This is a genomic window from Yinghuangia seranimata (genome assembly GCF_029953285.1).
Classification (GTDB): Bacteria; Actinomycetota; Actinomycetes; order Streptomycetales; family Streptomycetaceae; genus Yinghuangia; species Yinghuangia seranimata.
In genome coordinates this window covers 161,371-184,436 of the sequence record NZ_JASAOI010000022.1, presented here as the reverse complement: position 1 = coordinate 184,436, position 23,066 = coordinate 161,371, and the positions used below count along the sequence as shown (strand labels likewise).

Genomic DNA, 23,066 nt, shown 5'->3' with positions numbered 1-23,066 from the left:
GCCGCGGCGTCAGGCGACGTCGGCGACGAAGCGCTCCCGCCAGCGCTCGATCCACTCCGGGCGCGCACCGGCCTTCACGAAGAACTCGGAGGCGCCGCCGTAGCGCTCCGCGACCGCGTCGAGGAACGCCTCCATCGACTCGGGAGCCGCGTCGCGCAGCGCCGCGGCGGCCGGTGTGCCCGGCTTGAGACGCGGCTGGGCCGGGATCCGGTCGATGCGCCGGAACATCTCGCGCAGGTGGATGCGGGTGGCCGCGTAGTCGTCGACGATCGCCTGGCGGTGGGTGTCCACGACCGCCAGCAGCAGGGCGACCAGCACCCCCGTGCGGTCCTTGCCGGCCGTGCAGTGCACGAGCGTCGGCGCGGCGCCGTCGGCTGTCAGCAGCCGCAGCGCCTGCACGAACGCGTCCTTGCCGCGCTCGGCCATGCCCAGGTAGAGCCGGCCCGCGCCGCGCACGTCGACGTCGGCCAGGTCCAGGTCGGTGTCGTCGCCCAGCACGTCGACCTCACCGGCGGAGATGTCGCCGACGCCACGGGCCTCCGCGTCCTGCGCGGCACCCGCGCGCCGGCCGAGGAGCGGCATGCGGTGCCGGGTGACGCCGTCCCACGGCACCACCGGCAGGCCCTCGCCCTGCGACCGCAGGTCGAACACGTGCCGCACCCCGTAGACACCGGACAGGCGCGCCACGCCCTCGTCGGTCAGCAGGTCCGGTGTCTCGCAGCGCATCAGGACGCCCGACCGGGTCGTGCCGCCGCCCGCGACCGGCAGCCCGCCCACGTCCCGTGCGTTCAGCTGGTCCGGCAGTTCGAGCCAGGCGATCTCGTGCATCGGTGCTTCCCCGTCCTCCCCCGCGCCCCCGGCCCGATCGGGCCCCGACGGCCCATCATCGCCGGAGCGGGCGGCACTGGCCAGCGTCATCCGTAAGGGCCTCGCGCCGTCCCCGGGTGGCCCAGTCCCCCACCCGGCCGGAGCAGTCGGGCACCCGGCCGTGCCCTCTCAACGGCGCGGCTCGTTGCACTGGACGGGTCAGGGGCGGACAGTCCTGTCCCGGAGGTAACGAAATATGGCTCTTTCTCCCCGGTCGGCCCTGTCGCCTCGCTCGGCACGGTCGACCCGGTCGGCGGCTTCCGACGAGCCCGTACCGCACACCACGGCCACCGGTTTCGCGGTCGCCGAGGACGGTACCCGCAATCCCGACAACGACGTCCTCCGCGCCCAAGACGTCACGGTCACCCGCGGCCCCGTGACCATCCTGCGCCGACTGTCGGTCGGCGTGCGGGCGGACGAGACCTTCGCGGTCACCGGCGCGCCCGGGGCCGGCAAGACCGCCCTGCTGGCGGTCCTGTCCGGCGTCCTCGCGCCCGACGCCGGCCAGGTGTGGTTCAACAGCCGCCCGCTGCACACCCTCGGCGACCGTGCCCGCGCGGAACTGCGCCGCACGCACTTCGGCATGATGGACGGCCGCGCCCGGCTCATGCCCGAACTGACCGTGCTGGAGAACGTCGCGCTGCCGCTGCTGCTCGAACCCTCCTCCCGGGACACCGCGTTCGCCGCCGCCCGGCACTGGATGGGCCGGCTCGACGTCCTCGACCAGGCCGACCGATGCCCCCGTGAGCTGTCCACCGCACTGCTGCGCCGCGCCGCCGTCGCCCGCGCCCTGGTGGTGCGCCCCGACGTGGTGTTCGCGGACGAGCCCGCGCTCGGCCTGGAGTCCGCCGAGCTGGACCACCTCATGCGCATCCTGGTCACCGCGTCCCGCTCGCACGGCATCGCGCTCGTGCTGGCGACCGACGACCCGCGGGTCGCGGCGCACGCCGACCGGCAGCTCGAACTCCGCGACGGACGCACCGCCCCGGCGCGCACCGACGCCTGACGACGGCCGGAGGGCCATGTGATCCGGATCGTGCTCGGCAATCTGCGCGGCGGTCGGCCCGCTGACCACATCAGGGTGTTCGGCACCGCGTGCGTGGCGGCGGTCGGCACCGTGCTCCTGCTGTGCGTCATGGCGTACGCGTCGGCGGCCGACACGCACGGCATGGTGCGGCCGCTGTTCGCCGGGCTGCTCGTGCTGGCCGTCACCGCGCAGCTGACCGCGGTCGGTTCGCGACTGACCGCCTCGGCCCGGGCGGCGCGGACCGAACTGCTCGTCGGCCCCAACTCCGAGCCCGAACAGGTCCGCCAACTCGCGGCCACCGAGGCCGGGTTGGCCGGCTCACTCGGCGCGGTCGCCGGACTGCAGGCGCACTTGATCGCCCGCGCCGTGTTCGAGCGCGGCGTTCCGGGCGGCGGCGTGATCCGCGACATGCTCGCGGTCGGCGGCGAAATCCCCGTGCTCGGACTGGCGTTCGTGCTCGGGGTGGTGCCGATCGCGACCATGGTCGCGTCCACCCTGGCGCTTCCCGAAGCGACCCGTGCCCCCGCTGTTCCGCGCCCCGCGCGCACGGTCACGCTCGGCGCGGCGGGCCCGGTGCTCCTGGCGGCGGGTCTGACGTCCGAACTGCTGCCCGACGTGCTCGCCGGGCCGGTGCGGCTGCCGGGCGACCTGGGTTCCGTCCATCCGTTCGCCGCCGGCGGCTACGTGCTCGTGGTGGCCGGCACCGCCCTGTCGGTGCCGTGGCTGGTCCGCCAGGTCTCGGGCGCGGTGGCCGTGCGGACCCGGCAGCCCGCGCTGCTGTGCGCGGCACGCCGCGTGGAAGCCGACACGACCGCGCTCACCGCGCCGCTCGGCCTGCTCGCGATGACCACGACGCTGCTCGTGACCTCGCGCACGCTGCGCACCACCGTGCCCGGCGCGGCCGCGGGCGACCTTCCGCTGCTGGCCGTCGTGACCGCCGCGACCGTGTGCGGGGCGGCCGGCCTGCTCGCCGTGCTCGTGGAGACCGCGCGGGAGCGCAAGGACGCGGCCCGTGCCATGCACACACTGGGCGCCGACGCGTCGGTCGACCGGCTGACGCGGGTGCTGGGTGTGCTGCTGCCGCTCGCGGTCGCGTGGGGTGGCGCCGCTGTGGCCGGGGTGGTGGCGACGTGGCCGCTCGAGTTCGGCGGCGACCGGCCGGCGCTGCCGGTGTCGGCACGGGCGGTGTCGGCGGGGGTGACCTTCGCGGTGACCCTCGCGGCGGCGGTGGCGCTGGCGATGGTGCCGGTGTCCCGGCGCCTCGCGCGCGACGGCGTCCACGGCTGGGGGCGGCCGACGCCTGCGGTCCCGCCGCCGAGCGGCTGACCGCGAAACCCGAGAAGCCCCGAGGACCCCGAGCAGTCCGGGAAACGCGAGAACCCCGGGAAACACAGCCGGACCGTCGCGGCGTCCCCTTCCGCGACGGCCCGGGCGTGTTTTCGCCTCCGGGGGCCACGCACTGCCCCGGGACGCTTCTCCGCCGGGCCGGCCCGCCTGCCTGCGGGCGGCCTGGTCGTACCGCCGCCTCGGGCGCCCGTACGGGGGTATCGGACGCCTGCCGGCCTCGGCACTGACTCAACTGTCGCGCATTCGACCTAAGGGCGAAGTAAGCGTCCGGGCGGTTGGCCGCGAAAGCCCCGGGCCCGCGAACCCGCGAGGGCTCAGACCTCGGCCGCCGCCAGCTGACCGCAGGCGCCGTCGATGTCCCGGCCCCGGGTGTCGCGCACCGTCACCGGCACTCCGTGTGCCTCGAGCAGCCGCACGAACTCGTCCTGCCGCTGCTGCGTCGACGCGGTCCACTTCGAACCCGGGGTCGGGTTGAGCGGGATCAGGTTGACGTGCGCGTTGTGGTGCCGCAGCCGCTTGCCCAGCAGGTCGGCCCGCCACGCGTGGTCGTTGATGTCCTTGATCAGCGCGTACTCGATCGACACGCGGCGGCCGGTCCTGGCCTCGTACCGCCACGCCGCGTCCAGCACCTCGCGCACCGGCCAGCGGGTGTTGACCGGCACCAGGGTGTCGCGCAGCTCGTCGTCGGGCGCGTGCAGCGACACCGCGAGCGTGACGTTCAGGCCCTCGTCGGTCAGCTTGTCGATGGCGGGCACCAGGCCGACCGTCGACATCGTCACGGACCGCTGGGAGATCCCGAGGCCGTCGGGGGCCGCGTCGGTGATGCGGCGCACCGCGCCGATGACCGCCTTGTAGTTGGCCAGCGGCTCGCCCATGCCCATGAAGACGATGTTGCTGACCCGCCCGGGACCGCCCGGGACCTCGCCGCGCTGCAGCGCCCGGGCGCCCGCGACGATCTGCTCGACGATCTCGGCGGTCGACAGGTTCCGGGTGAGCCCCGCCTGGCCGGTCGCGCAGAACGGGCAGTTCATACCGCAGCCGGCCTGCGAGGAGACGCAGATGGTGGCGCGGTCGGGGTAGCGCATGAGGACCGACTCGACGAGCGTTCCGTCGAAGAGCTTCCACAGCGTCTTGCGGGTCGCGCCGCCGTCGCAGGAGATGTCCCGCACCGACGTCATCAGGTCCGGCATGAGCTCGCCGGCCAGGCGCTCGCGGAGCGCGGCCGGCATGTCCGTCCACTGCGCGGGGTCGTCGGCGAGCCGCGCGAAGTAGTGGCGCGACAGCTGGCCGGCCCGGAACGGCTTCTCGCCGAGGGCGGCGACCGCCTCACGGCGCTCGGCGGGCGACAGGTCGGCGAGGTGGCGCGGCGGCTTGGCGCGGCGCGGGGCGACGAAAGTGAGCTCTCCAGGCTTGGGCATGATGCATCCAGTGTCTCAGGTCCGCACGGGTGCCCTGTACACCCGCGCGGATCGGGGCCCGGACGTGCGGAAGCCCGGCCGCCCCTCGGGTCGGCCGGGCTCCGTCGCCTCGGTCGCGCGCCGCTTCCGCGTCGCGCGGCTCAGACGAAAGCTTCCAGCAGCAGCCACACCGCGGGAGCCGACGCCAGCAGCGAGTCGAGCCGGTCCATCAGCCCGCCGTGCCCCGGCAGCAGGTCTCCCATGTCCTTGACGCCCAGGTCGCGCTTGATCATGGACTCGACGAGGTCGCCCAGCGCCGCCGTCGCCGCGACCACCGCGCCGAGCAGCGCGCCCTGCCACCACTGTCCGTCCAGCAGCAGCGTCAGGCACAGCGCGCCCGCGACCGCGCAGGTCAGCACCGCGCCCGCGAAGCCCTCCCAGGTCTTCCCCGGGCTGATCTTCGGCGCCATCTTGTGCTTGCCCAGCAGCACGCCGGCCGCGTAGGCCCCGGTGTCGCTGCACACCACGACGATCATGAACGTCAGCACCCGCTTGGCGCCGTCGTCGTCCGCCAGCATCAGCACCGCGAAACCGGCCAGGAACGGCAGGTAGAAGGCGGCGAACACACCGGTCGCCATGTCCCGCAGGTAGTCCTCGGGACCCTCGGTCATCCGCCAGACCATCACCGCGAGCGCGGTCAGCGCGGTGGCGATGCCCAGCCCCTCGGGGCCGCGCTCGTACGCCGCGATCAGCATCGCGACCGAGCCCACCGCAAGCGGCACGATCGGCAGCCGCACCGAGCGCTGTCCCTCGTGGCCGCGCGCCAGCGCGCCGGAGAACTCCCACAGGCCGACCAGCACCGCGGCCAGCACGATGCCGACGAAGACCACCGGCACGGTCAGCAGCGACCCCACGATCACGCCGCCGAGCGCGAGCGCGACACCGATCGCGGCCGGCAGGTTGCGGCCCGCGCGGCTCTTCTTGGCCGGCTTCTCCTGCCCGGTCACCGCGGTCGCCGCCGGGGCGGCCGCGGTCGCCGTCGACTCCGGCGCGCGGTGTCCCGCGTAAGCGTCGTCGTGCGTACGGCTCTCATCGTGAAGGTGTACCCCGTCCGCGGAGTCCGGGTGCTGCTGCGCCTGGGTGGAAGCGAGGCCGTGGCCGTCGGACCAGCCGTGGTCGTCGGCCGGTCCGCCGTCCGGGCAGGTCGTGCCCGCCGGTTCGGCGGGCATCGCCGGGATCACCTGGGTGCGCAGCGCGTCCGCATCCTGCGTGCCGTAGGGGGCCGGGGCCTGCACGGCCTGGCCCGCCCACGGGTCGTACGGTTCGAACGGGCCGGTGCCGGAGCGGTGGTCCGGCTCCGCTGCGCCGCCCCAGGGAGAGTTGTTCATCAGACCTCGAGCAGCTCGGCTTCCTTGTGCTTCAGCAGCTCGTCCACCTGCACGACGTAGCGGTGGGTGAGGTCGTCGAGCTCCTTCTCCGCACGGCGCACGTCGTCCTCGCCCGACTCGCCGTCCTTGACGAGCTTGTCGAGCGTCTCCTTCGCCTTGCGGCGCACGCTGCGGATCGAGATGCGCGAGTCCTCGGCCTTGCCGCGCGCGACCTTGATGAACTCCTTTCGGCGCTCCTCAGTCAGCTGCGGGAAGACGACGCGGATCACCTTGCCGTCGTCGGTCGGGTTCACACCCAGGTCCGAGTCGCGGACGGCCTTGACGATGGCGTTGGTGGAGCCCTTGTCGAACGGCGTGATCAGCACCATGCGGGGCTCGGGCACGGCGAACGAGGCGAGCTGGTTCACCGGCGTCATCGCGCCGTAGTAGTCCACCACGATCTTGTTGAACATCGCCGGAGTCGCGCGTCCGGTACGGATCGCCGCGAAGTCATCCTTGGCGACCGCGACGGCCTTCTCCATCTTCTCCTCGGCCTCGAGGAGGGTCTCATCGATCACGTCTCGGCTCCTGTCCCGGTCCGGTGTCGCCGTGGATCAGCCGTTGGTACGGCTGATCAGAGTGCCGATCTTCTCACCCCGCACGGCGCGGGCGATGTTGCCCTCGACCAGCAGGTTGAACACGACGATCGGCAGTCGGTTGTCCATGCACAGGCTGATGGCCGTGGCGTCGGCGACCTTCAGCTCGCGGGCGAGCACCTCGGCGTGGTCCAAGCTGTCGAACTTGACCGCGTCGGGGTTGGTCTTCGGGTCGGAGTCGTAGACGCCGTCCACGCCCTTGGCCATCAGGATGGCGGACGCGTCGATCTCCAGGGCCCGCTGTGCGGCGGTGGTGTCGGTCGAGAAGTACGGCATGCCCATACCCGCACCGAAGATCACCACGCGGCCCTTCTCCAGGTGCCGCACGGCGCGCCGCGGAATGTAGGGCTCGGCGACCTGGCCCATCGTGATCGCCGTCTGCACGCGCGTCTCGACGCCGAGCTTCTCCAGGAAGTCCTGCAGCGCCAGGCAGTTCATGACGGTGCCGAGCATGCCCATGTAATCCGAGCGGGCCCGGTCCATGCCGCGCACCTGCAGCTCGGCGCCGCGGAAGAAGTTGCCGCCGCCGATGACGATCGCGACCTGCGTGCCCAGCCGGACCACCTCGGCGATCTGGCGGGCGATGCCCTGCACGACGTCCGGGTCGACCCCGAGGCCGCCGCCGCCCGCGAACGCCTCGCCCGAGAGCTTCAGCAGCACCCGGCGCTTGTAGGCCTCCGCGTTGTCCGGCAGCACGGCCGACCCCTGGGCGGACTGCGACGACGAAGAGGCCCCCGCCGTTTCGGTTTCCTGCACGGGTCCCTCCACGGAAGTGGCCTCCTCGTCGTTCCCGGCGTCCGGGGCTCGGGTTCTCCGGCCCAGGACGCCTCTTCACCGCTGGTGATGCAGATGTATCAGGCGACGCTCAGAAGGTGCGAGCGTCAGACGCCGACGCGGAAGCGGGCGAAGCGCTTGAGCGACACGCCGGCCTCGTCGAGGATCTTCTGGACCGACTTCTTCTGGTCCTTGGCGAACGCCTGCTCCAGGACGACGTTCTCCTTGTAGAAGCCCGTGACGCGGCCCTCGACGATCTTCGAGAGGGCGGCCTCCGGCTTGCCCTCCTCGCGCGCGGTGGCCTCGGCGACCTTGCGCTCGTTCTCGACGAGCTCGGCCGGGACCTCTTCGCGGGTCAGGTAGGTCGGGGAGAACGCGGCGATGTGCTGCGCGACGTCCTTGGCGACCTCGGCGTTCTCGCCGGAGAGCTCGACGAGCACGCCGACCTGCGGGGGCAGGTCCGGGCTGGTCTTGTGCAGGTAGGCGGCGACGTAGCCGTCGGCGAACTGCGCGAAGCGGTCGAGGACGATCTTCTCGCCGAGCGTCGCGTTGGCCTCGTCGACGTAGGCCTGGACGGTCTTGCCGGCCTCGATCTCGCTCGCCAGCAGGGCCTCGAGGTCCGCCGGGGAGGTCTTGGCGACGTGCTCGGCGATCGCGTTGGCGACGGCGATGAACTTGTCGCCCTTCGCGACGAAGTCCGTCTCGCACTTGAGCTCGAGGAGCACACCGGCCGAGGTGCCGTTCAGGACCGCCACGACGGCGCCGTTGGAGGCCGAGCGGCCCTCGCGCTTGGTGACGCCCTTCTGGCCCTTGACGCGCAGGATCTCGACGGCCTTGTCCAGGTCGCCGTTCGCCTCTTCGAGGGCCTTCTTGCAGTCCATCATGCCGGCGGCGGTGAGCTCGCGGAGCTTCTTGACGTCCGCGGCGGTGAAGTTCGCCATGTCAGTTCTCTTCTTCTCGCGTGAAGTCTCGCGGTGTGGTCTTCGGGTGTTCCGCGCGGGCGGCGCGGGCCGCGCCCTGGGTCGCAGAGCGCTCGGCGCCGCTCGCACGAACGCGAGGGGTACGCGCGGATTCCCGGCGTACCCCCCGCATTACGGCGTCAGGACTGCTCGGACTCGACGACCGTCTCGGTCTCGGCGGTCTCCTGGACCTCGGCCTCGGTCGCGGCCTCGGCCGCGGGGGCCTCGGCGGCGGGCGCCTCGTCCTCGGCCTTCTTCTCGCCCTGGAGCTGCTGCAGCTCCCACTCGGCGAGCGGCTCGCCGGCGGCGACCTCGGCGCCCTTCGTGTCGGCGGCGGCGCCACCGGCACGGGCCATCAGGCCCTCGGCGACGGCGTCGGCGATGACGCGGGTCAGCAGGGTGACGGAGCGGATCGCGTCGTCGTTGCCCGGGATCTTGTAGTCGACCTCGTCCGGGTCGCAGTTGGTGTCGAGGATCGCGACGACCGGGATGTTGAGCTTCCGCGCCTCACCGACGCCGATGTGCTCCTTCTTGGTGTCGACGATCCACACCGCGGACGGCACGCGCTGCATGTCGCGGATACCGCCGAGGGTCTTGTCGAGCTTGTCCTTCTCGCGCTTGAGGACGAGGAGTTCCTTCTTCGTCATGCCCGAGCCGGCCACGTCGTCGAAGTCGATCTCCTCGAGCTCCTTCAGGCGCTGGAGGCGCTTGTAGACCGTCGAGAAGTTGGTGAGCATGCCGCCCAGCCAGCGCTGGTTGACGTAGGGCATCCCGACGCGGGTCGCCTGCTCGGCGATGGCCTCCTGGGCCTGCTTCTTCGTGCCGACGAAGAGGACGGTGCCGCCGTGCGCCACGGTCTCCTTGACGAACTCGTAAGCCCGGTCGATGTAACCCAGCGACTGGATGAGGTCGATGATGTAGATGCCGTTGCGCTCCGTGAAGATGAAGCGCTTCATCTTCGGGTTCCAACGGCGGGTCTGGTGCCCGAAGTGGACGCCGCTCTCCAGCAGCTCCCGCATCGTGACGACGGCCATGGCCGTACTCCTCGTGGTACGCCCCGCGAACGTGCCCGGGGCCTGCTCGGTTGTCCGCGCCGACGGGTGCCGACGCGCCTGACGCCCCTGACACCGCGCCGGGAGACGTGCACCCGGACCGAGAGGTGTCCCACCGGACCCGACGTCGACATTTCCGCTGGTCACAAGGTGACCGGCGATGCGCCGGAGGATCCGTCGGTGGGCGTGCGAAGTCGACCTGGAGGTCCAGGTCGCTGTCGGAAGTGTACGGGACCCGGCGACCAGGGGGCCAACCACCGGTCACCGGGCCCGTGCGGGACCCCGCGGCTAGCGGCGGGCGCTGCCCGCGGCCACGTACTGGAGGTCCTGGGTGCGCGGATCGGCGCGGACCTCGAACGTGGTCGTGACCGCGGCGACGGAGGTGCCGCCGCGTGTGACGGCGGCACTCTGGGCACCGTACGCGAGCGGCACCAGGTAGGCGCTCACCCCCGCCGGGGCCTGGTTGTCCTTGGCCTGGCCTCCCGACTGGACCCGGACCGTCGCGGGGCCGGTGAGGAACGCCAGCGCCTCGACCGTGTCACGCGGTGCCAGCGTCCCCGGCCTCGGCGCCATGAACTGCTGCTGCCCGGCCGCGGCGGGCCGGGTTCCGGCGAATTGCAGCCGGTGGGTCACATAAACGGTGTCGCGGGTGATCACCGGGCGGCCGCCCGTCTTGAACCACGTCGCGTAGTACGTGGAAATGTCGAGATAGACGCGGCCATTGTGGACGGAGGGCGCGAATTGCGTGCCCTCTGAATAGTCGTTCCACGTGGTCAGCTGCACCCAGTCGGCGCCTTTACCGATCGCACCCTCCCAGGTCGCGCGCAGATTCTCGGTGTTGCCGGCCTCGTCGAATATCGCCTGGTTCGGCCGTTCGTCCTGGACCGACACCGGCTGCATCCAGATCTTGCCCATGCCGTGCGCCTTGGCGGCGTCGCCGCCGATGCCGCCCTGGGCGTTGGGGCTGCGGTTGCCCCAGACCGAGAAGCCGTAGCTGACCTGCGCGAAGGCCTGCGCGTTGGCGTTGAGGTTCAGGAACACCGGGACCAACGCGGTCTTGCGGCCTTGGCGTTCCATCGCGGCCGCGAAGTCCGCCCACCACGCGGCCGGACGCTCCTCGGCCTTGAACGGCGAGACGACCAGCCGGCCGTCGTCGAGCCGCTGCATCGCCGGGGAGCCGGCGAGCGGGGCGAGCGCGGCGGCGAGGCCCGCGGCGTCCAGGCCCTTGATCTTGCCGGCGGTCATGTCGGGCATGAGGATCACGCGGAAGCCCGGGTCGACCCGTTCGGCGGCCTTCACCAGCGCGTCGACGCGCTTGCGGTGCTGGCTGCCGGGCGTGAGGTCGAGCAGGTCGACGGTGAACCCGTCGATGCCGGCCGAGACCGCGGTGCGGACCTCCGATTCCATGTCCTGCAGCTCCCAGTCCCCGGAGAGCGGGGCGCGCGGCAGCGGGCGGTCGCGCAGCAGGCCGCCGTAGGCCTGGTGCCTGCCGCCTTCGCCCGCCGGGTTGAGGTAGTTGCGGGCGTAGTAGTCGTCCGCGGGTGCGGCGTTGTCGAGCGAGACCGGGTACGGCGTGAAGTAGTGCGCGAACACCTTGTGCGGCGATGAGCGCAGCGCGGCGGTCGACGGCAGCGCGAACGGCAGCCCCGCGGTGGCTCCTTCCGGTGTGCCGGGCGCCGTCGCGGTCGCGGTGGGGGTGCCCGGCGTGGTGGGTGTGCCCGGGCCGGTCGGTGTGCCTGGCGTGCCGGTCGCGGATCCGCCGCCGGGTTTGGTGGTGGTCGGGCCGGACGGCGCCGATGTGGACGGCTTTGCGGTGCCGCCGGCGGGCGGCGGCTTGTCCGGGTCGCAGCCGGTCACCGCCGCGAGTAACGCGGTGAGCGTGAGAGCGGCGGCTGCCGTTCTCACGCGGCGGTGCCGGGCACGGGCTGTTCCGATGAGCATGGCGCCCCCGTTCATCGTGGCCAATGCGGGAAGCCCATGAATTTAGGCGGGAAATGCGCGCCGCGGATATCCAGGCTGCGCGACCGCGGGTGATTCAGGCGCGGCGGGCGGAAGACATTAGCCGAAGGGCCGTGCGGGGATCCCGACTTATCCACAGAACTCGAGCAGGGAAACCGTTTCTCCCCAGATTTCGGCGGACGATCGGACGTTGTGCGGAAATCGGCGCATCCTCGACGGCATGACGCACGAATCCCGCACCCCGTCCGACTCCGAGCCCCCTGTCGAACCCGCGCTCCCCGGCCGCGACGGTTCCTGCCCCTGGTCCGGTCCCGGGCGCGATCCCGAGTCCGATCCCGGGCCCGATCCCGAGCCCGATCCGGAGTCCACCCGGATGAGTGAACGCGCGCGCTCGCGCCGGACCACCGCGATCGGCGCCGTCACGGCGTGCGGTGTGCTGGCCGCCGGGGCCGGGCTGCCGGCGCTGGCCGCCGCGCACGTGCTGCCCACGGGCGGGCCGCCGCGTGCGGCACCGCTGGTGTCGGTGGGGGCGCGCTGGGTGTGGCCGCTCGATCCGCGCCCGGCGGTGCTGCGGCGGTTCGCGCCGCCGGCCTTCGACTGGCTCGCGGGGCACCGCGGAGTGGACCTCGCGGCGGCGCCCGGGCAGCAGGTGCGCGCGGCCGGGGCGGGCGTCGTCGCGTTCGCCGGGGTGATCGCCGGACAGGGCGTGGTGACGGTCCGGCACGGGTTGCTGTCGACCACCTACGAGCCCGTGACGGCGTCCGTCGCGGCCGGCGCGCGGGTCGCCGCCGGGGATCCGCTCGGCACCGTCGCGGAGGGGGTTCGGCACTGCGCCGAGGTGTGTCTGCACTGGGGGCTCGTCGAGGGGCCCACCGGCGCGGCCGCACACGGGCCGCCGCACTACCGCGACCCGCTGCGACTGCTGGGCGGAGGCGTCCGGTTGTACCCGCCGTTCGGGCCGCTGCCCTCGGCCGCGCGCTCAGGAGGCGCGGGCCGACGGCGCGCGCCCAGGCACGCCGGGCCTCGACGGCCCTTCCCCGGGCAGGTGCTACGCCGTGGGCGACAGCTCGTCGGCCGGCTGGTCCACGGCGGGCTCGCCGGCTTCGTCGGCGGGCTCCGGCGCGGGCTCGGGCAGCCGCACCTCGGCAACGCCGCCGAGGACCAGGCCCAGCGTCGCGGCGGTCACCTCGCGGCCGTCCGCCCCGCACTCGATCCGGCGCACCGCCGCGTCGACCATGCCCTGCACGAGCGAGGCGACCAGCATCGGGTCCGGGTGGCCGAGGTCGGCCAGCGCGCTGACGACGAGTTCGACGATGCGCCCGTGCGCCGCGCGGATGCGCTCGCGCGCGCCCGCGTCCAGCTCGCCGGTCGAGATCGCCACGACCACGCGGTGCGTGCGGTCGCCGACCAGCTCCAGCTGGCGGTGGACGTACGCCGCGATCTTGCCGGCCGGGTCCTCGACGGCGGCCATGGCGTTCTCGACCTCGGCGACCCAGGCCGGCAGGTCGACGGCGCACAGTTCCTCGACGACCGCGGCCCGCGAGCGGAAGTACTCGTAGACCGAGGACCGGGCGAGCCCGGTGCGCTCGGCGAGTGCGGGGAAGGTCAGTGCGGCGAATCCGCCCTCGTCCAGCAGGGCGCGGGCGGCGTCGAGCAGGGCGGCGTGCTGCATGGCGCGGTGCTCGGCGACGGAGGCTGCTCGTATCTTCGGCACGGGATCACTGTAGAGCGTCGACACGGCCGGGTTTCAAGGGCGCCCGCGCCATCGACGTGCGACGAACCCGCCGGGGAGTCCCCGGAAGGCGCCCCGCAGCGATCCCGTGCGAAGTCCCCGTCAGCGGGTGTCGGCGGTGCCTCCGCCCGTGCCGTGCGCGCGGCCGTCGAGCACGGCGGCGCGGCCGGCCTCGAGTCGGGCGACGGGGAGCCGGAACGGCGAGCACGAGACGTAGTCGAGCCCGGTGTCGTGGAAGAACCGCACCGAGTCGGGGTCGCCGCCGTGCTCGCCGCACACCCCGAGGCCCAGGCCGGGGCGGGTGGCGCGGCCCTCGGCGGCGGCGAGCGCGACGAGGCGGCCGACCCCGTCCCGGTCGAGGGACTCGAACGGCGAGACGCCGAAGACGCCCGCGTCCAGGTAGGCCGCGAAGAACGACGCCTCGACGTCGTCGCGGGAGAACCCCCACGTGGTCTGCGTGAGGTCGTTGGTGCCGAAGGAGAAGAACTCGGCGGAGCCGGCGATCTGCCCGGCGGTCAGCGCGGCGCGCGGCAGCTCGATCATGGTGCCGATCGGGAGGTCGAGCGGGACACCGTGCTCCGCGCCGACCTCCGCGAGCACCCGCAGCGCCTCGTCGCGGACGATCTCCAGCTCCTGGACGCCGCCCACCAGCGGGACCATGATCTCGGGGTGCGGCGCGCCGCCCGCGCGCAGCCGGTCGGCGGCGGCCTCGGCGATCGCGCGGACCTGCATGGCGAACAGTCCGGGGACGACCAGGCCGAGGCGGACCCCGCGCAGGCCGAGCATCGGGTTCTGCTCGTGCAGCCGGCGCACGGCGTCCAGCAGCGCGCGGTCCTCGTCCGACCCGGTGCCGCGCTCGTCGGCGAGCGCGACCTTGACCGACAGCTCGGTCAGGTCGGGCAGGAACTCGTGCAGCGGCGGGTCGAGCAGCCGGATGGTGACCGGCAGGCCGTCCATCGCGGCGAGCACCTCGGCGAAGTCCTGGCGCTGCAACGGCAGCAGCGCTTCCAGCGCGGCCGCGCGCGAGTCGTCGGTGTCGGCGAGGACGAGCCGCTCGACGTGCTTGCGCCGCTCGCCGAGGAACATGTGCTCGGTGCGCAGCAGGCCGATGCCCTGCGCGCCGAACCTGCGGGCTCGGGCGGCGTCCTCGCCGGTGTCGGCGTTGGCGCGGACGCGCAGCCGCCGCACGCGGTCGGCGTGCCCGACGATGCGGTCGACGGCGGTCAGCAGCCCGTCCTGTCCCTCGCCGTCGGGCGTCGCGCGGCCCTCGAAGTAGTCGACGACCGGGGAGGGCACCACGGGGACCTCGCCGAGGTAGACCTTGCCGTTGGTGCCGTCGACGGAGATGACGTCGCCCTCCTCGACGACGACGCCGTCCCGTGCGGTGAACCGCTTGCCGCGCGGGTCGACGGCCAGCGCCTCGGCCCCGCACACGCAGGTCTTGCCCATGCCGCGGGCCACGACGGCGGCGTGCGAGGTCTTGCCGCCGCGGCTGGTGAGGATGCCCTCGGCGGCGACCATGCCGGCGAGATCGTCCGGATTCGTCTCCCGGCGCACCAGGATGACGCGGTCGCCACGGGCCGCCCACGCGACCGCGGTGGCCTGGTCGAACACCGCGCGGCCGACCGCCGCGCCGGGGGACGCGGCGATCCCCTCGGCGACCGGTTCGGGCGCGTCCGCGTCCGCACCGTCGGACGCGGCGGCGAAGCGCGGGAACATCAGCTGCGCGAGCTGCGCGCCCGAGACCCGGCGCAGGGCCTCGTCGTCGTCGATCAGGCCCTGGTCGACGAGCTGCGCGGCGATGCGGAAGGCGGCCTCGGCGGTGCGCTTGCCGACCCGGGTCTGGAGCATCCACAGGGCGCCGCGTTCGATGGTGAACTCGATGTCGCACAGGTCGCGGTAGTGGCCCTCGAGGATCTCCATGATCTCCAGCAGCCGGTCGTAGGACGGCTTGTCGAGCCGCTCGAGCTCGGCCAGCGGCACGGTGTTGCGGATGCCGGCGACGACGTCCTCCCCCTGCGCGTTGGCGAGGTAGTCGCCGTAGACCCCCTGTTTGCCGGTGGCGGGGTCGCGGGTGAAGGCGACGCCGGTGCCGGAGTCGGCGCCGAGGTTGCCGAACACCATCGCGACGATGTTCACGGCGGTGCCGAGGTTGTCCGGGATCCGCTCCTGGCGGCGGTAGAGCCGGGCCCGGTCGCCGTTCCAGGAGGCGAAGACCGCGCGCACGGCGAGGTCGAGCTGGGCGCGCGGGTCCTGCGGGAAGTCGCGGCCGGCCTCCTTGGCGACGAGGGCCTTGTAGGCGTCGACGAGGGCGCGCAGGTCGGCGGCGTCCAGGTCGAGGTCGGAGCTGGCGCCCTTGGCCCGCTTGGCGGCGTCGAGGCGCTCCTCGAACAGGTCCCCGTCGACGCCGAGGACGGTCTTGCCGAACATCTGGATGAGCCTGCGGTACGAGTCCCACGCGAAGCGCTCGTCGTCGGCCTGGGCGGCGAGCCCGGCGACGGAGGCGTCGGTCAGCCCGATGTTGAGGACGGTGTCCATCATCCCGGGCATCGAGAACGCGGCGCCGGAGCGCACGGACACCAGCAGCGGGTCGTCCGGGTCGCCGAGGCGGCGTCCCATGCCCTCCTCGAGGGCGCTCAGGTGGCGCTGGACCTCGTCGTGCAGCCCTGCGGGTTCGGCGCCTTCGGCGAGGTAGGCGCGGCAGGCCTCGGTCGTGATGGTGAAGCCGGGCGGCACCGGCAGCCCGAGGTTGGCCATCTCGGCCAGGTTGGCGCCCTTGCCCCCGAGCAGGTCCTTGAGGTCCTTGTTGCCCTCGGAGAAGGCGTAGACGAATTTCGGCGTGTTCGGCACGGGTTTCCCCCTCGCGCACGATGGAGAGCCGCGTGACCGCCTGGACGGGGCCGAGGGAGGCCCCGTTGTTCGAACCGGCGGTGTCCGCGCGGCCCAATTGCCCTGATGGCCGGGAGCGTACCCGTCCGTGCGGTACGGAAAGGTCCTCGTATCAGGATCACGCCACGTGCGCGGGTCGGCACGTGGAGCCGCTCAGCCGCCCGAGTGGTCGAGTTCCGCGTCGGTCGGCGGGAGGGCGCACTCGGGGTCGTCGAGCCAGCCTTCGGGCAGCACGACCTTCTTGCCGCCCGCGGTGCGGCCGCGCGGGCCGTCGGCGCCGGTCGGCCAGGGCTGGTCGAGGTGGAGGCCGGCCAGCAGCGCGTCGAGCTCGGCGAGGTCGCCGACCATGGCGAGGCCGCGGCGCATCTCGGAGCCGACCGAGAAGCCCTTGGTGTACCAGGCGACGTGCTTGCGGAAGTCGGTGACGCCGCGTTCCTCGCCCATCCACCCGCCGAGCAGCTCGGCGTGCCGGCGCATGACGGCGGCGACCTCGCGCAGCGCGGGGCGGGCGCGCCGGTCGCTGCCCTCGAAGACGGAGACCAGATCGCGGAAGAGCCACGGTCGTCCCAGGCAGCCGCGGCCGACGACGACGCCGTCGCAGCCGGTCTCGCGGAGCATGCGCAGCGCGTCGTCGGCGTCCCAGATGTCGCCGTTGCCGAGCACCGGGATGTCGACGGCCTCCTTGAGGCGCGCGATGGAGGACCAGTCCGCGGTGCCGCCGTAGTGCTGCTGCGCGGTGCGGCCGTGCAGCGCGACCCACGTGACGCCCTCGTCCTGGGCGATGCGCCCGGCGTCGAGGTAGGTGAGGTGGTCGTCGTCGATGCCCTTGCGCATCTTCATGGTGACCGGGAGGTGGCGGGCGTTCTTGACCGCGGAGCGCAGGATGTCGCGCAGCAGGTTGCGCTTGTAGGGCAGTGCCGAGCCGCCGCCTTTGCGGGTGACCTTGGGGACGGGGCAGCCGAAGTTGAGGTCGATGTGGTCGGCGAGGTCCTCGTCGACGATCATCGCGACGGCGCGGCCGACGACGTCGGGGTGGACGCCGTAGAGCTGGATGCTGCGCGGGCGTTCGGTCTCGGCGAAGCGGATGAGCCGCATCGTCTTGTCGTCGCGCTCGACCAGCGCGCGCGTCGTGATCATCTCGCTGACGTAGAGCCCGGCGGGGCGCGCCTCGGTGGCCTGTTCGGCCTGCTCCTGGCACAGCGTCCGGAACGGCGCGTTCGTGATGCCGGCCATCGGCGCCAGGACCACGGGAGGCCACACCTCGACCCCGCCCAGCCGCAGCGGGGCGAACTCGGTCGCCGGGTTCCCGGCGGTGGTGGTGGCGGACGAGGTCATGGCGGTCTGCTCCGGTTCGGCGGCGGGCGGATCCACCCATTGTCGCCTACGGCGGCGGGCGCCCGCCGCCCCGGTTTTTCTCAGATAGAGAAAAACCCCTGGCGCGAGGTCGGTGAGCCCTGCCACGATGGGTCGTGTCAGCCGGGCAGCCGCACGGACGATCGCATCGGGGACGGGTCATGGGCATGGAAACCGCGCGGGTGGGTGCCGCAGGGGCGGCCGACGAGGGCGTCGAGGAGCAGGCCGGCGCACGGCACGGCGAGCCGCGCGACGCCGACGCGCTGCGGGCGCTCGTCGAGGCGGGGCGGAAGGTGAAGTACCTGTTCTTCTGGGGCCACCAGGCACCGGAGGACGGCAGGGTGGGGGCGGCGTGTCTGAGCCAGTGGGCGCCGACGCCGTTCACGGTCGACGGCGTGACCTATGCGACCGCCGAGCACTGGATGATGGCCGGCAAGGCCCGCCTGTTCGGGGACGCCGCCGCCGAGCGGCGGGCGGTCGACGCACCGCATCCGAAGGCGGCCAAGGCGGTCGGGCGCCAGGTCCGCGGTTTCGACGAACGCACGTGGTGCGACGCGCGGTTCGAGCTCGTGGTGGCGGGCAACGTGGCCAAGTTCGGGCAGCACCCGGAGCTTCGCGCGTTCCTGCTCGGCACGGGCGGCCGCGTGTTGGTGGAGGCGAGCCCGCTCGACCGGATCTGGGGCATCGGGCTGGCGGCGCAGGACGAGCGCGCGCCGCGTCCGGACCAGTGGCGGGGCCTGAACCTGCTGGGTTTCGCGCTCATGGAGGCGCGGGCGCGGCTGCGGGCGGAGGACCTTCCCGAGGGGCGCTGAGGGGGTCCGCCCCACGCCGCCACGGGGGGTGGGCGTGGGGCGTTCGGCGCCGGGGGCCGGCGGCCGTCGCACTCGGGGAGTGTGCGGCGGCCGCGGCCCCCGTCAACCGTTGATCGGTCGGCCGGTCAGCAGCCGAGCAGACGCGGCGCGAGGAACTCCTGCACGCGGTCCAGCGAGACGCGCTCCTGGCCCATCGTGTCGCGGTCGCGGATGGTCACGGCGTTGTCCTCGAGGGTGTCGAAGTCGACCGTGATGCAGAACGGCGTGCCGATCTCGTCCTGGCGGCGGTAGCGGCGGCCGATGGCACCCGCGTCGTCGAAGTCGACGTTCCAGAACTTCCGCAGGTCGGCGGCCAGGCCGCGGGCCTTCGGCGACAGGTCGGCGTTGCGCGACAGCGGCAGCACCGCGGCCTTGACCGGCGCCAGGCGCGGGTCGAGGCGCATCACGACGCGCTTCTCCATGACGCCCTTGGCGTTGGGGGCCTCGTCCTCGTTGTACGCGTCGAGCATGAAGGCGAGCATCGCGCGGTTCACACCGGCCGCCGGCTCGATGACGTACGGCATCCAGCGCTCCTTCGTCTCCTGGTCGAAGAAGGAGAGGTCGGTGCCGGAGTGCTTCGAGTGCGTCGTCAGGTCGAAGTCGGTGCGGTTCGCGACGCCTTCGAGCTCACCGAACTCGTTGCCGCCGAACTGGAAGCGGTACTCGATGTCCGCGGTCCGCTTCGAGTAGTGCGACAGCTTCTCCTTCGGGTGCTCGAAGAAGCGCATGTTCTCCTCGCGCAGGCCGAGGCCCGTGTACCAGTTCCAGCGCTCCTGGAGCCAGTACTCGTGCCACTGCTCGTCCTCGCCCGGCTTGACGAAGAACTCCATCTCCATCTGCTCGAACTCGCGGGTGCGGAAGATGAAGTTGCCCGGCGTGATCTCGTTGCGGAAGCTCTTGCCGACCTGCGCGATGCCGAACGGCGGCTTCTTGCGCGCGGCGTCGGCCGTCAGCTTGAAGTTCACGAAGATGCCCTGCGCGGTCTCCGGGCGCAGGAACGCGCGGCCGGACTCGTCCTGCGTCGGGCCGAGGTAGGTCTGCAGCAGGCCGTTGAACATCTTCGGCTCGGTGAAGGCGCCCTTGGTGCCGCAGTTCGGACAGTTGAGGTCCGCGAGGCCGTTGGCCGGCGGGCGGCCGTGCTTCGCCTCGTACGCCTCTTCGAGGTGGTCGGCGCGGTACCGCTTGTGGCACGAGGTGCACTCGGTCAGCGGGTCGACGAACGCCTCGACGTGGCCGGACGCCTCCCACACCTCGCGGGCGAGGATGACCGAGGAGTCGAGACCGACGATGTCGTCGCGCGAGGTGACCATCGACCGCCACCACTGGCGCTTGATGTTCTCCTTGAGCTCCACACCGAGCGGTCCGTAGTCCCAGGCGGCCTTCTGGCCGCCGTAGATCTCGCTGCACGGGAAGACGAACCCGCGGCGCTTGCTCAGGCTGACGATGGTCTCGATCTTGTCGGCGGCCACAATGCTCTCTTCGGTGCGACGATGCGGTCAGTGACGTGTGCGCAAAGGGTACCGGCGGTGGGGGTACCGGGTTCAATTCCGTTCTCCCCCGGATACCGCACCGCGTACCGCGCGGACGGGCGGGAGTCCCGCCGCGGCGCCCGCCCCGGCCATCCGCAATTGACAATCATTGTCAGCAAAGTTGAGAATGATTGTCATGAACATACGCCGTGCCGTCCCGGCATCCCTGCTCGCCGCCGCCACCGCGTCGACGCTCCTGCTCACGGGGTGCGGCAAGGACGACAAGGCGTCCGCGAGCTCGGGGGACGGCGGCGGCAAGGTCGACGTCGTCGCGGCGTTCTACTCGCTGAAGTTCCTCGCCCAGCAGATCGGCGGCCCCCAGGTGAAGGTCACCAGCCTGACCAAGCCCGGCGCGGAGCCGCACGACCTCGAGCTCAAGCCCCGGCAGGTCGCGTCCATCAGCGACGCCGACCTGGTCGTCTACCTCAAGGGCCTGCAGCCCGCCGTCGACAAGGCCATCGCGCAGAACCACCACAACGGGACCGTCGAGGCCACCAGGTTCAGCCCGCTCGAGGACCACGGCCTCGAGGTCGACGGCACGCACGACCACGCGCACGGCGCGGGCGACGGCCACGACCACGCCTCCAAGGCCGGCGGCGACCCGCACATATGGCTCGACCCGACCCGCATGGCGGCGATCGCGGACGGCGTCGGCGAGGGCCTCGCCAAGGCCGACCCCGCGCACGCGGAGGACTACCGCAACCGCACGGCCGAGCTCAAGGCCGAGTTCGAAGCGCTCGACAACGACTTCAAGGCCGGCCTGGCCACATGCCGGCGCAAGGAGTTCGTCACCAGCCACGCCGCGTTCGGCTACCTCGCCGAGCGCTACGGGCTCGACCAGATCGGCGTCAACGGCGTCAACCCCGAGTCGGAGCCCTCCCCCGCGCGCATCGCCGAGCTGCAGAAGCTGGTCAGGGACAAGGGCGTCACCACCGTGTTCTTCGAGACGCTCGCCAGCCCCAAGACCGCGCAGACCCTCGCCCGCGACACCGGAGCCACCACGGCCGTCCTCGACCCGCTGGAAGGCGTCGAGGACGAGGCCAAGGACGACTACTTCTCGGTGATGCACGCCAACCTCGACGCACTGCGGAAGGCACTGGGATGCGCGTGACCCGCCCCGACACCGCCATAGCTCGAACCAGCGCGCCGACCGCACAGGTCGACGCCGCCCCCGTCGTCCGGATGACCGGCGGCACCGCCGAGCTCGGCGGCCGCCCGGTGCTGCGCGGCGTCGACCTGAAGGTGTTCCCCGGCGAGGTCGTCGCGCTGCTCGGCGCGAACGGCTCCGGCAAGTCCACCGCGGTCCGCACGCTCGTCGGCCTCGTCCCGCTGACCGGCGGCCGCATCGAGCTGTTCGGCACACCGCACGGCCGCTTCAAGGACTGGGCGCGGATCGGCTACGTCCCGCAGCGCACCACCGCCGCGGCCGGCGTTCCCGCGAGCGTGCGCGAGGTCGTCGCGTCCGGCCGGCTCGACCGCCGCCGCATGTTCCGCCTCGGCCGCGCCGACCGCACGGCCGTCGACGAGGCGCTGGCCGCCGTCGGCATGCTCGACCGCGCCGGCGACGGCATCGCGCACCTGTCCGGCGGCCAGCAGCAGCGCGTCCTGATCGCCCGCGCGCTGGCCCGCCGCCCCGACCTGCTGATCATGGACGAGCCGATGGCGGGCGTCGACCTGGCCAGCCAGGAGGTGCTCGCCGAGACGCTGCGCAGGCAGAAGCAGGAGGGCCGCGCCGTGCTGCTCGTCCTGCACGAACTCGGGCCGCTCGAACCGCTCATCGACCGCGCCGTGGTGCTGCGCGACGGCTGTGTGTGCCACGACGGCGTCCCGCCCGAGGCGCTCGGCCAGCACGCGCTGCCCGGCCACGACCACGTCCACCCGCACGCCGACGACCACGCGCACGCCACCCCGGGACTGCTGACATGAGCCTGCTCCAGTACGACTTCATGCAGCGCGCGCTGCTCGCCGCCCTGCTGGTCGGCATGACCGCGCCCGCCGTGGGCGTCTACCTCGTGCAGCGCCGTCAGGCGTTCATGGGCGACGGCATCGGCCACATCGCGCTCACCGGCGTAGGCCTCGGCCTGCTGCTCGACCGCTCCCCCGTGCTGCTCGCGGTGCTCACCGCGGCGGCCGGCGCGGTGGTCATCGAGCTGGTCCGCGAGCACAGCAAGGTGAGCGGCGACCTCGCGCTGTCGGTGATGTTCTACGGCGGCATCGCGGGCGGCGTCATGCTGGCCAGCCAGTCGGAGGGCAACAGCAACCTCGACGCCTATCTGTTCGGCCAGTTGACCTCCGTCGCCCCCGAGGACATCCAGGTCATCGTGATCCTCGCGATAGCGGTCCTCGCGGTGACCATCGGCCTGCGCCGCCCGCTGTTCACGGTGTGCCAGGACGAGGAGTTCGCGCGCGTGACGGGCCTCCCGGTCCGGGCCCTCAACCTGCTGATCGCGGTGACCGCCGCGGTCACCGTCACGGTCGCCATGCGCGTCGTCGGCCTGTTGCTGGTCAGCGCGCTGATGGTCGTGCCCGTCGCGATCGCGCAGCAGCTCACCCGCACGTTCGCGGTCACCATGGCCACGGCGATCGCCGTCGGCGTCGCGGTGTCGGTGAGCGGCACGACGCTGACCTACTACGTCGACGCGCCGCCCGGGGCGACCATCGTGCTGATCGCGATCGCCCTGTTCGTCCTCGTCGGACTGCTCACCGCGCCGCTGAACCTGCGCCGCGCGGCACGGCGGGCAGCGGCGGTTTCGTCGGCCGAGGTCGACGTGGACGTCGCCGCCACGGTCGGGGCGCAGCGCCGTGACGCCTCGACCGGCTCTTCCGGCACAATGTCGGGGACGAGCCCCGCCCCCACCGCCGTCGAGGAGGAGCCCCGGTGACCACCGCGAACAGCCCGGCCCGAGGCAGATCGACCCGGCAGCGCACCGCGGTGTCCAGCCTCCTCGACGAGGTCGAGGACTTCCGCAGCGCGCAGGACCTGCACGACCTGCTCAAGCAGCGCGGTGAGTCCGTCGGGCTGACCACGGTCTACCGGACCCTGCAGTCGCTCGCCGACGCGGGCGAGGTCGACGTGCTGCGCACGCAGGACGGCGAGGCGGTGTACCGGCGCTGCAGCCAGGGGCACCACCACCACCTGGTGTGCCGGGTGTGCGGCCGCACCGTGGAGGTCGAGGGCCCGGCCGTCGAGCGCTGGGCGGGCCGGGTCGCCGCCGAGCACGGCTTCACCGACGTGTCGCACGAGCTGGAGATCTTCGGCACGTGCGGGCCCTGCACGCTGGCCGCCCGGGGCTGAGCACGCCCGCGC

The 23,066-nt window shown here is 72.8% G+C and carries 18 protein-coding genes and 2 pseudogenes; 8 read left to right on the top strand and 12 right to left on the bottom strand.

From position 1 onward, the window contains the following. Positions 1 to 9 precede the first annotated feature (9 nt). Positions 10 to 828, bottom strand: coding sequence for a tyrosine-protein phosphatase (locus tag QI554_RS15280; protein WP_281470290.1), 819 nt, complete (start codon positions 826 to 828; stop codon positions 10 to 12). A gap of 235 nt (positions 829 to 1,063) precedes the next feature. On the opposite strand from QI554_RS15280, the gene QI554_RS15275 reads away from it, so the two are divergent. Then, positions 1,064 to 1,873, top strand: a complete 810-nt coding sequence (locus tag QI554_RS15275; RefSeq protein ID WP_281470288.1) for an ABC transporter ATP-binding protein — start codon at positions 1,064 to 1,066, stop codon at positions 1,871 to 1,873. An 18-nt stretch (positions 1,874 to 1,891) separates the two neighbouring features. Further along, entirely contained in the window at positions 1,892 to 3,220 is a 1,329-nt protein-coding gene (locus QI554_RS15270) for a hypothetical protein (RefSeq protein ID WP_281470286.1), read from the top strand. A gap of 335 nt (positions 3,221 to 3,555) precedes the next feature. Here the strand turns inward: QI554_RS15270 and rlmN are convergent, their stop codons facing one another. The 7 genes from rlmN to QI554_RS15235 all read right to left on the bottom strand — a co-directional run bounded on the left by rlmN (position 3,556) and on the right by QI554_RS15235 (position 11,351). Further along, positions 3,556 to 4,659, bottom strand: a complete 1,104-nt coding sequence (gene rlmN / locus QI554_RS15265; RefSeq protein WP_281470284.1) for a dual-specificity RNA methyltransferase RlmN — start codon at positions 4,657 to 4,659, stop codon at positions 3,556 to 3,558. A gap of 140 nt (positions 4,660 to 4,799) precedes the next feature. After that, positions 4,800 to 6,026 (bottom strand): phosphatidate cytidylyltransferase, encoded by a 1,227-nt coding sequence (locus QI554_RS15260; RefSeq protein ID WP_281470282.1) that lies wholly within the window; start codon positions 6,024 to 6,026, stop codon positions 4,800 to 4,802. Next, positions 6,026 to 6,583 (bottom strand): ribosome recycling factor, encoded by a 558-nt coding sequence (gene frr / locus QI554_RS15255; RefSeq protein ID WP_281470280.1) that lies wholly within the window; start codon positions 6,581 to 6,583, stop codon positions 6,026 to 6,028. The genes QI554_RS15260 and frr overlap by 1 nt, the downstream gene beginning before the upstream one ends. A gap of 36 nt (positions 6,584 to 6,619) precedes the next feature. Next, complete coding sequence (pyrH, locus tag QI554_RS15250; protein ID WP_281470341.1) at positions 6,620 to 7,357, bottom strand: UMP kinase; 738 nt, start codon at positions 7,355 to 7,357, stop codon at positions 6,620 to 6,622. A gap of 185 nt (positions 7,358 to 7,542) precedes the next feature. Continuing rightward, positions 7,543 to 8,376, bottom strand: coding sequence for a translation elongation factor Ts (gene tsf / locus QI554_RS15245; protein WP_281470278.1), 834 nt, complete (start codon positions 8,374 to 8,376; stop codon positions 7,543 to 7,545). Positions 8,377 to 8,534: 158 nt separating this feature from the next. Next, positions 8,535 to 9,428, bottom strand: coding sequence for a 30S ribosomal protein S2 (gene rpsB / locus QI554_RS15240; RefSeq protein WP_281470276.1), 894 nt, complete (start codon positions 9,426 to 9,428; stop codon positions 8,535 to 8,537). Between the two features lie 306 nt (positions 9,429 to 9,734). Then, positions 9,735 to 11,351: an endo-1,3-alpha-glucanase family glycosylhydrolase gene (locus tag QI554_RS15235; RefSeq protein WP_281470275.1), complete on the bottom strand. Its 1,617-nt coding sequence runs from the start codon at positions 11,349 to 11,351 to the stop codon at positions 9,735 to 9,737. A gap of 274 nt (positions 11,352 to 11,625) precedes the next feature. On the opposite strand from QI554_RS15235, the pseudogene QI554_RS15230 reads away from it, so the two are divergent. Beyond that, positions 11,626 to 12,252: pseudogene (locus QI554_RS15230) on the top strand (peptidoglycan DD-metalloendopeptidase family protein); the annotation flags it as partial. 297 nt (positions 12,253 to 12,549) lie between these two features. On the opposite strand, the pseudogene QI554_RS15225 reads toward QI554_RS15230, so the two are convergent. The 3 genes and pseudogenes from QI554_RS15225 to dusB all read right to left on the bottom strand — a co-directional run. Beyond that, positions 12,550 to 13,077, bottom strand: a pseudogene (locus tag QI554_RS15225) (TetR/AcrR family transcriptional regulator); the annotation flags it as partial. A gap of 162 nt (positions 13,078 to 13,239) precedes the next feature. Next, positions 13,240 to 15,987 carry a pyruvate, phosphate dikinase gene (gene ppdK, locus QI554_RS15220; protein WP_281470272.1) on the bottom strand — a complete coding sequence of 916 codons (2,748 nt, stop codon included), beginning with the start codon at positions 15,985 to 15,987 and terminating at the stop codon, positions 13,240 to 13,242. A gap of 192 nt (positions 15,988 to 16,179) precedes the next feature. Beyond that, positions 16,180 to 17,361 carry a tRNA dihydrouridine synthase DusB gene (gene dusB, locus QI554_RS15215; RefSeq protein ID WP_281470339.1) on the bottom strand — a complete coding sequence of 394 codons (1,182 nt, stop codon included), beginning with the start codon at positions 17,359 to 17,361 and terminating at the stop codon, positions 16,180 to 16,182. Between the two features lie 185 nt (positions 17,362 to 17,546). Between dusB and ybiA the strand changes: the two genes are divergently transcribed. Beyond that, on the top strand, positions 17,547 to 18,191 hold the full coding sequence (ybiA, locus tag QI554_RS15210; protein WP_425527983.1) for a riboflavin biosynthesis intermediates N-glycosidase: 645 nt from the start codon (positions 17,547 to 17,549) through the stop codon (positions 18,189 to 18,191). Between the two features lie 125 nt (positions 18,192 to 18,316). On the opposite strand, the gene QI554_RS15205 is transcribed toward ybiA, so the two are convergent. Beyond that, positions 18,317 to 19,699 (bottom strand): glycine--tRNA ligase, encoded by a 1,383-nt coding sequence (locus QI554_RS15205; protein ID WP_281470269.1) that lies wholly within the window; start codon positions 19,697 to 19,699, stop codon positions 18,317 to 18,319. Positions 19,700 to 19,895: 196 nt separating this feature from the next. Between QI554_RS15205 and QI554_RS15200 the strand changes: the two genes are divergently transcribed. From QI554_RS15200 to QI554_RS15185, 4 genes are read left to right on the top strand one after another with little or no spacing between them, the layout of a single operon-like run. Then, positions 19,896 to 20,870, top strand: coding sequence for a metal ABC transporter substrate-binding protein (locus tag QI554_RS15200; protein WP_281470268.1), 975 nt, complete (start codon positions 19,896 to 19,898; stop codon positions 20,868 to 20,870). Further along, positions 20,861 to 21,685, top strand: a complete 825-nt coding sequence (locus QI554_RS15195; RefSeq protein ID WP_425527980.1) for a metal ABC transporter ATP-binding protein — start codon at positions 20,861 to 20,863, stop codon at positions 21,683 to 21,685. Before QI554_RS15200 ends, QI554_RS15195 begins: the two co-directional genes overlap by 10 nt. Then, entirely contained in the window at positions 21,682 to 22,641 is a 960-nt protein-coding gene (locus QI554_RS15190) for a metal ABC transporter permease (protein ID WP_281470266.1), read from the top strand. The genes QI554_RS15195 and QI554_RS15190 overlap by 4 nt, the downstream gene beginning before the upstream one ends. Continuing rightward, positions 22,638 to 23,054 carry a Fur family transcriptional regulator gene (locus QI554_RS15185; RefSeq protein ID WP_281470264.1) on the top strand — a complete coding sequence of 139 codons (417 nt, stop codon included), beginning with the start codon at positions 22,638 to 22,640 and terminating at the stop codon, positions 23,052 to 23,054. Before QI554_RS15190 ends, QI554_RS15185 begins: the two co-directional genes overlap by 4 nt. The last annotated feature ends 12 nt before the right edge of the window (positions 23,055 to 23,066 follow it).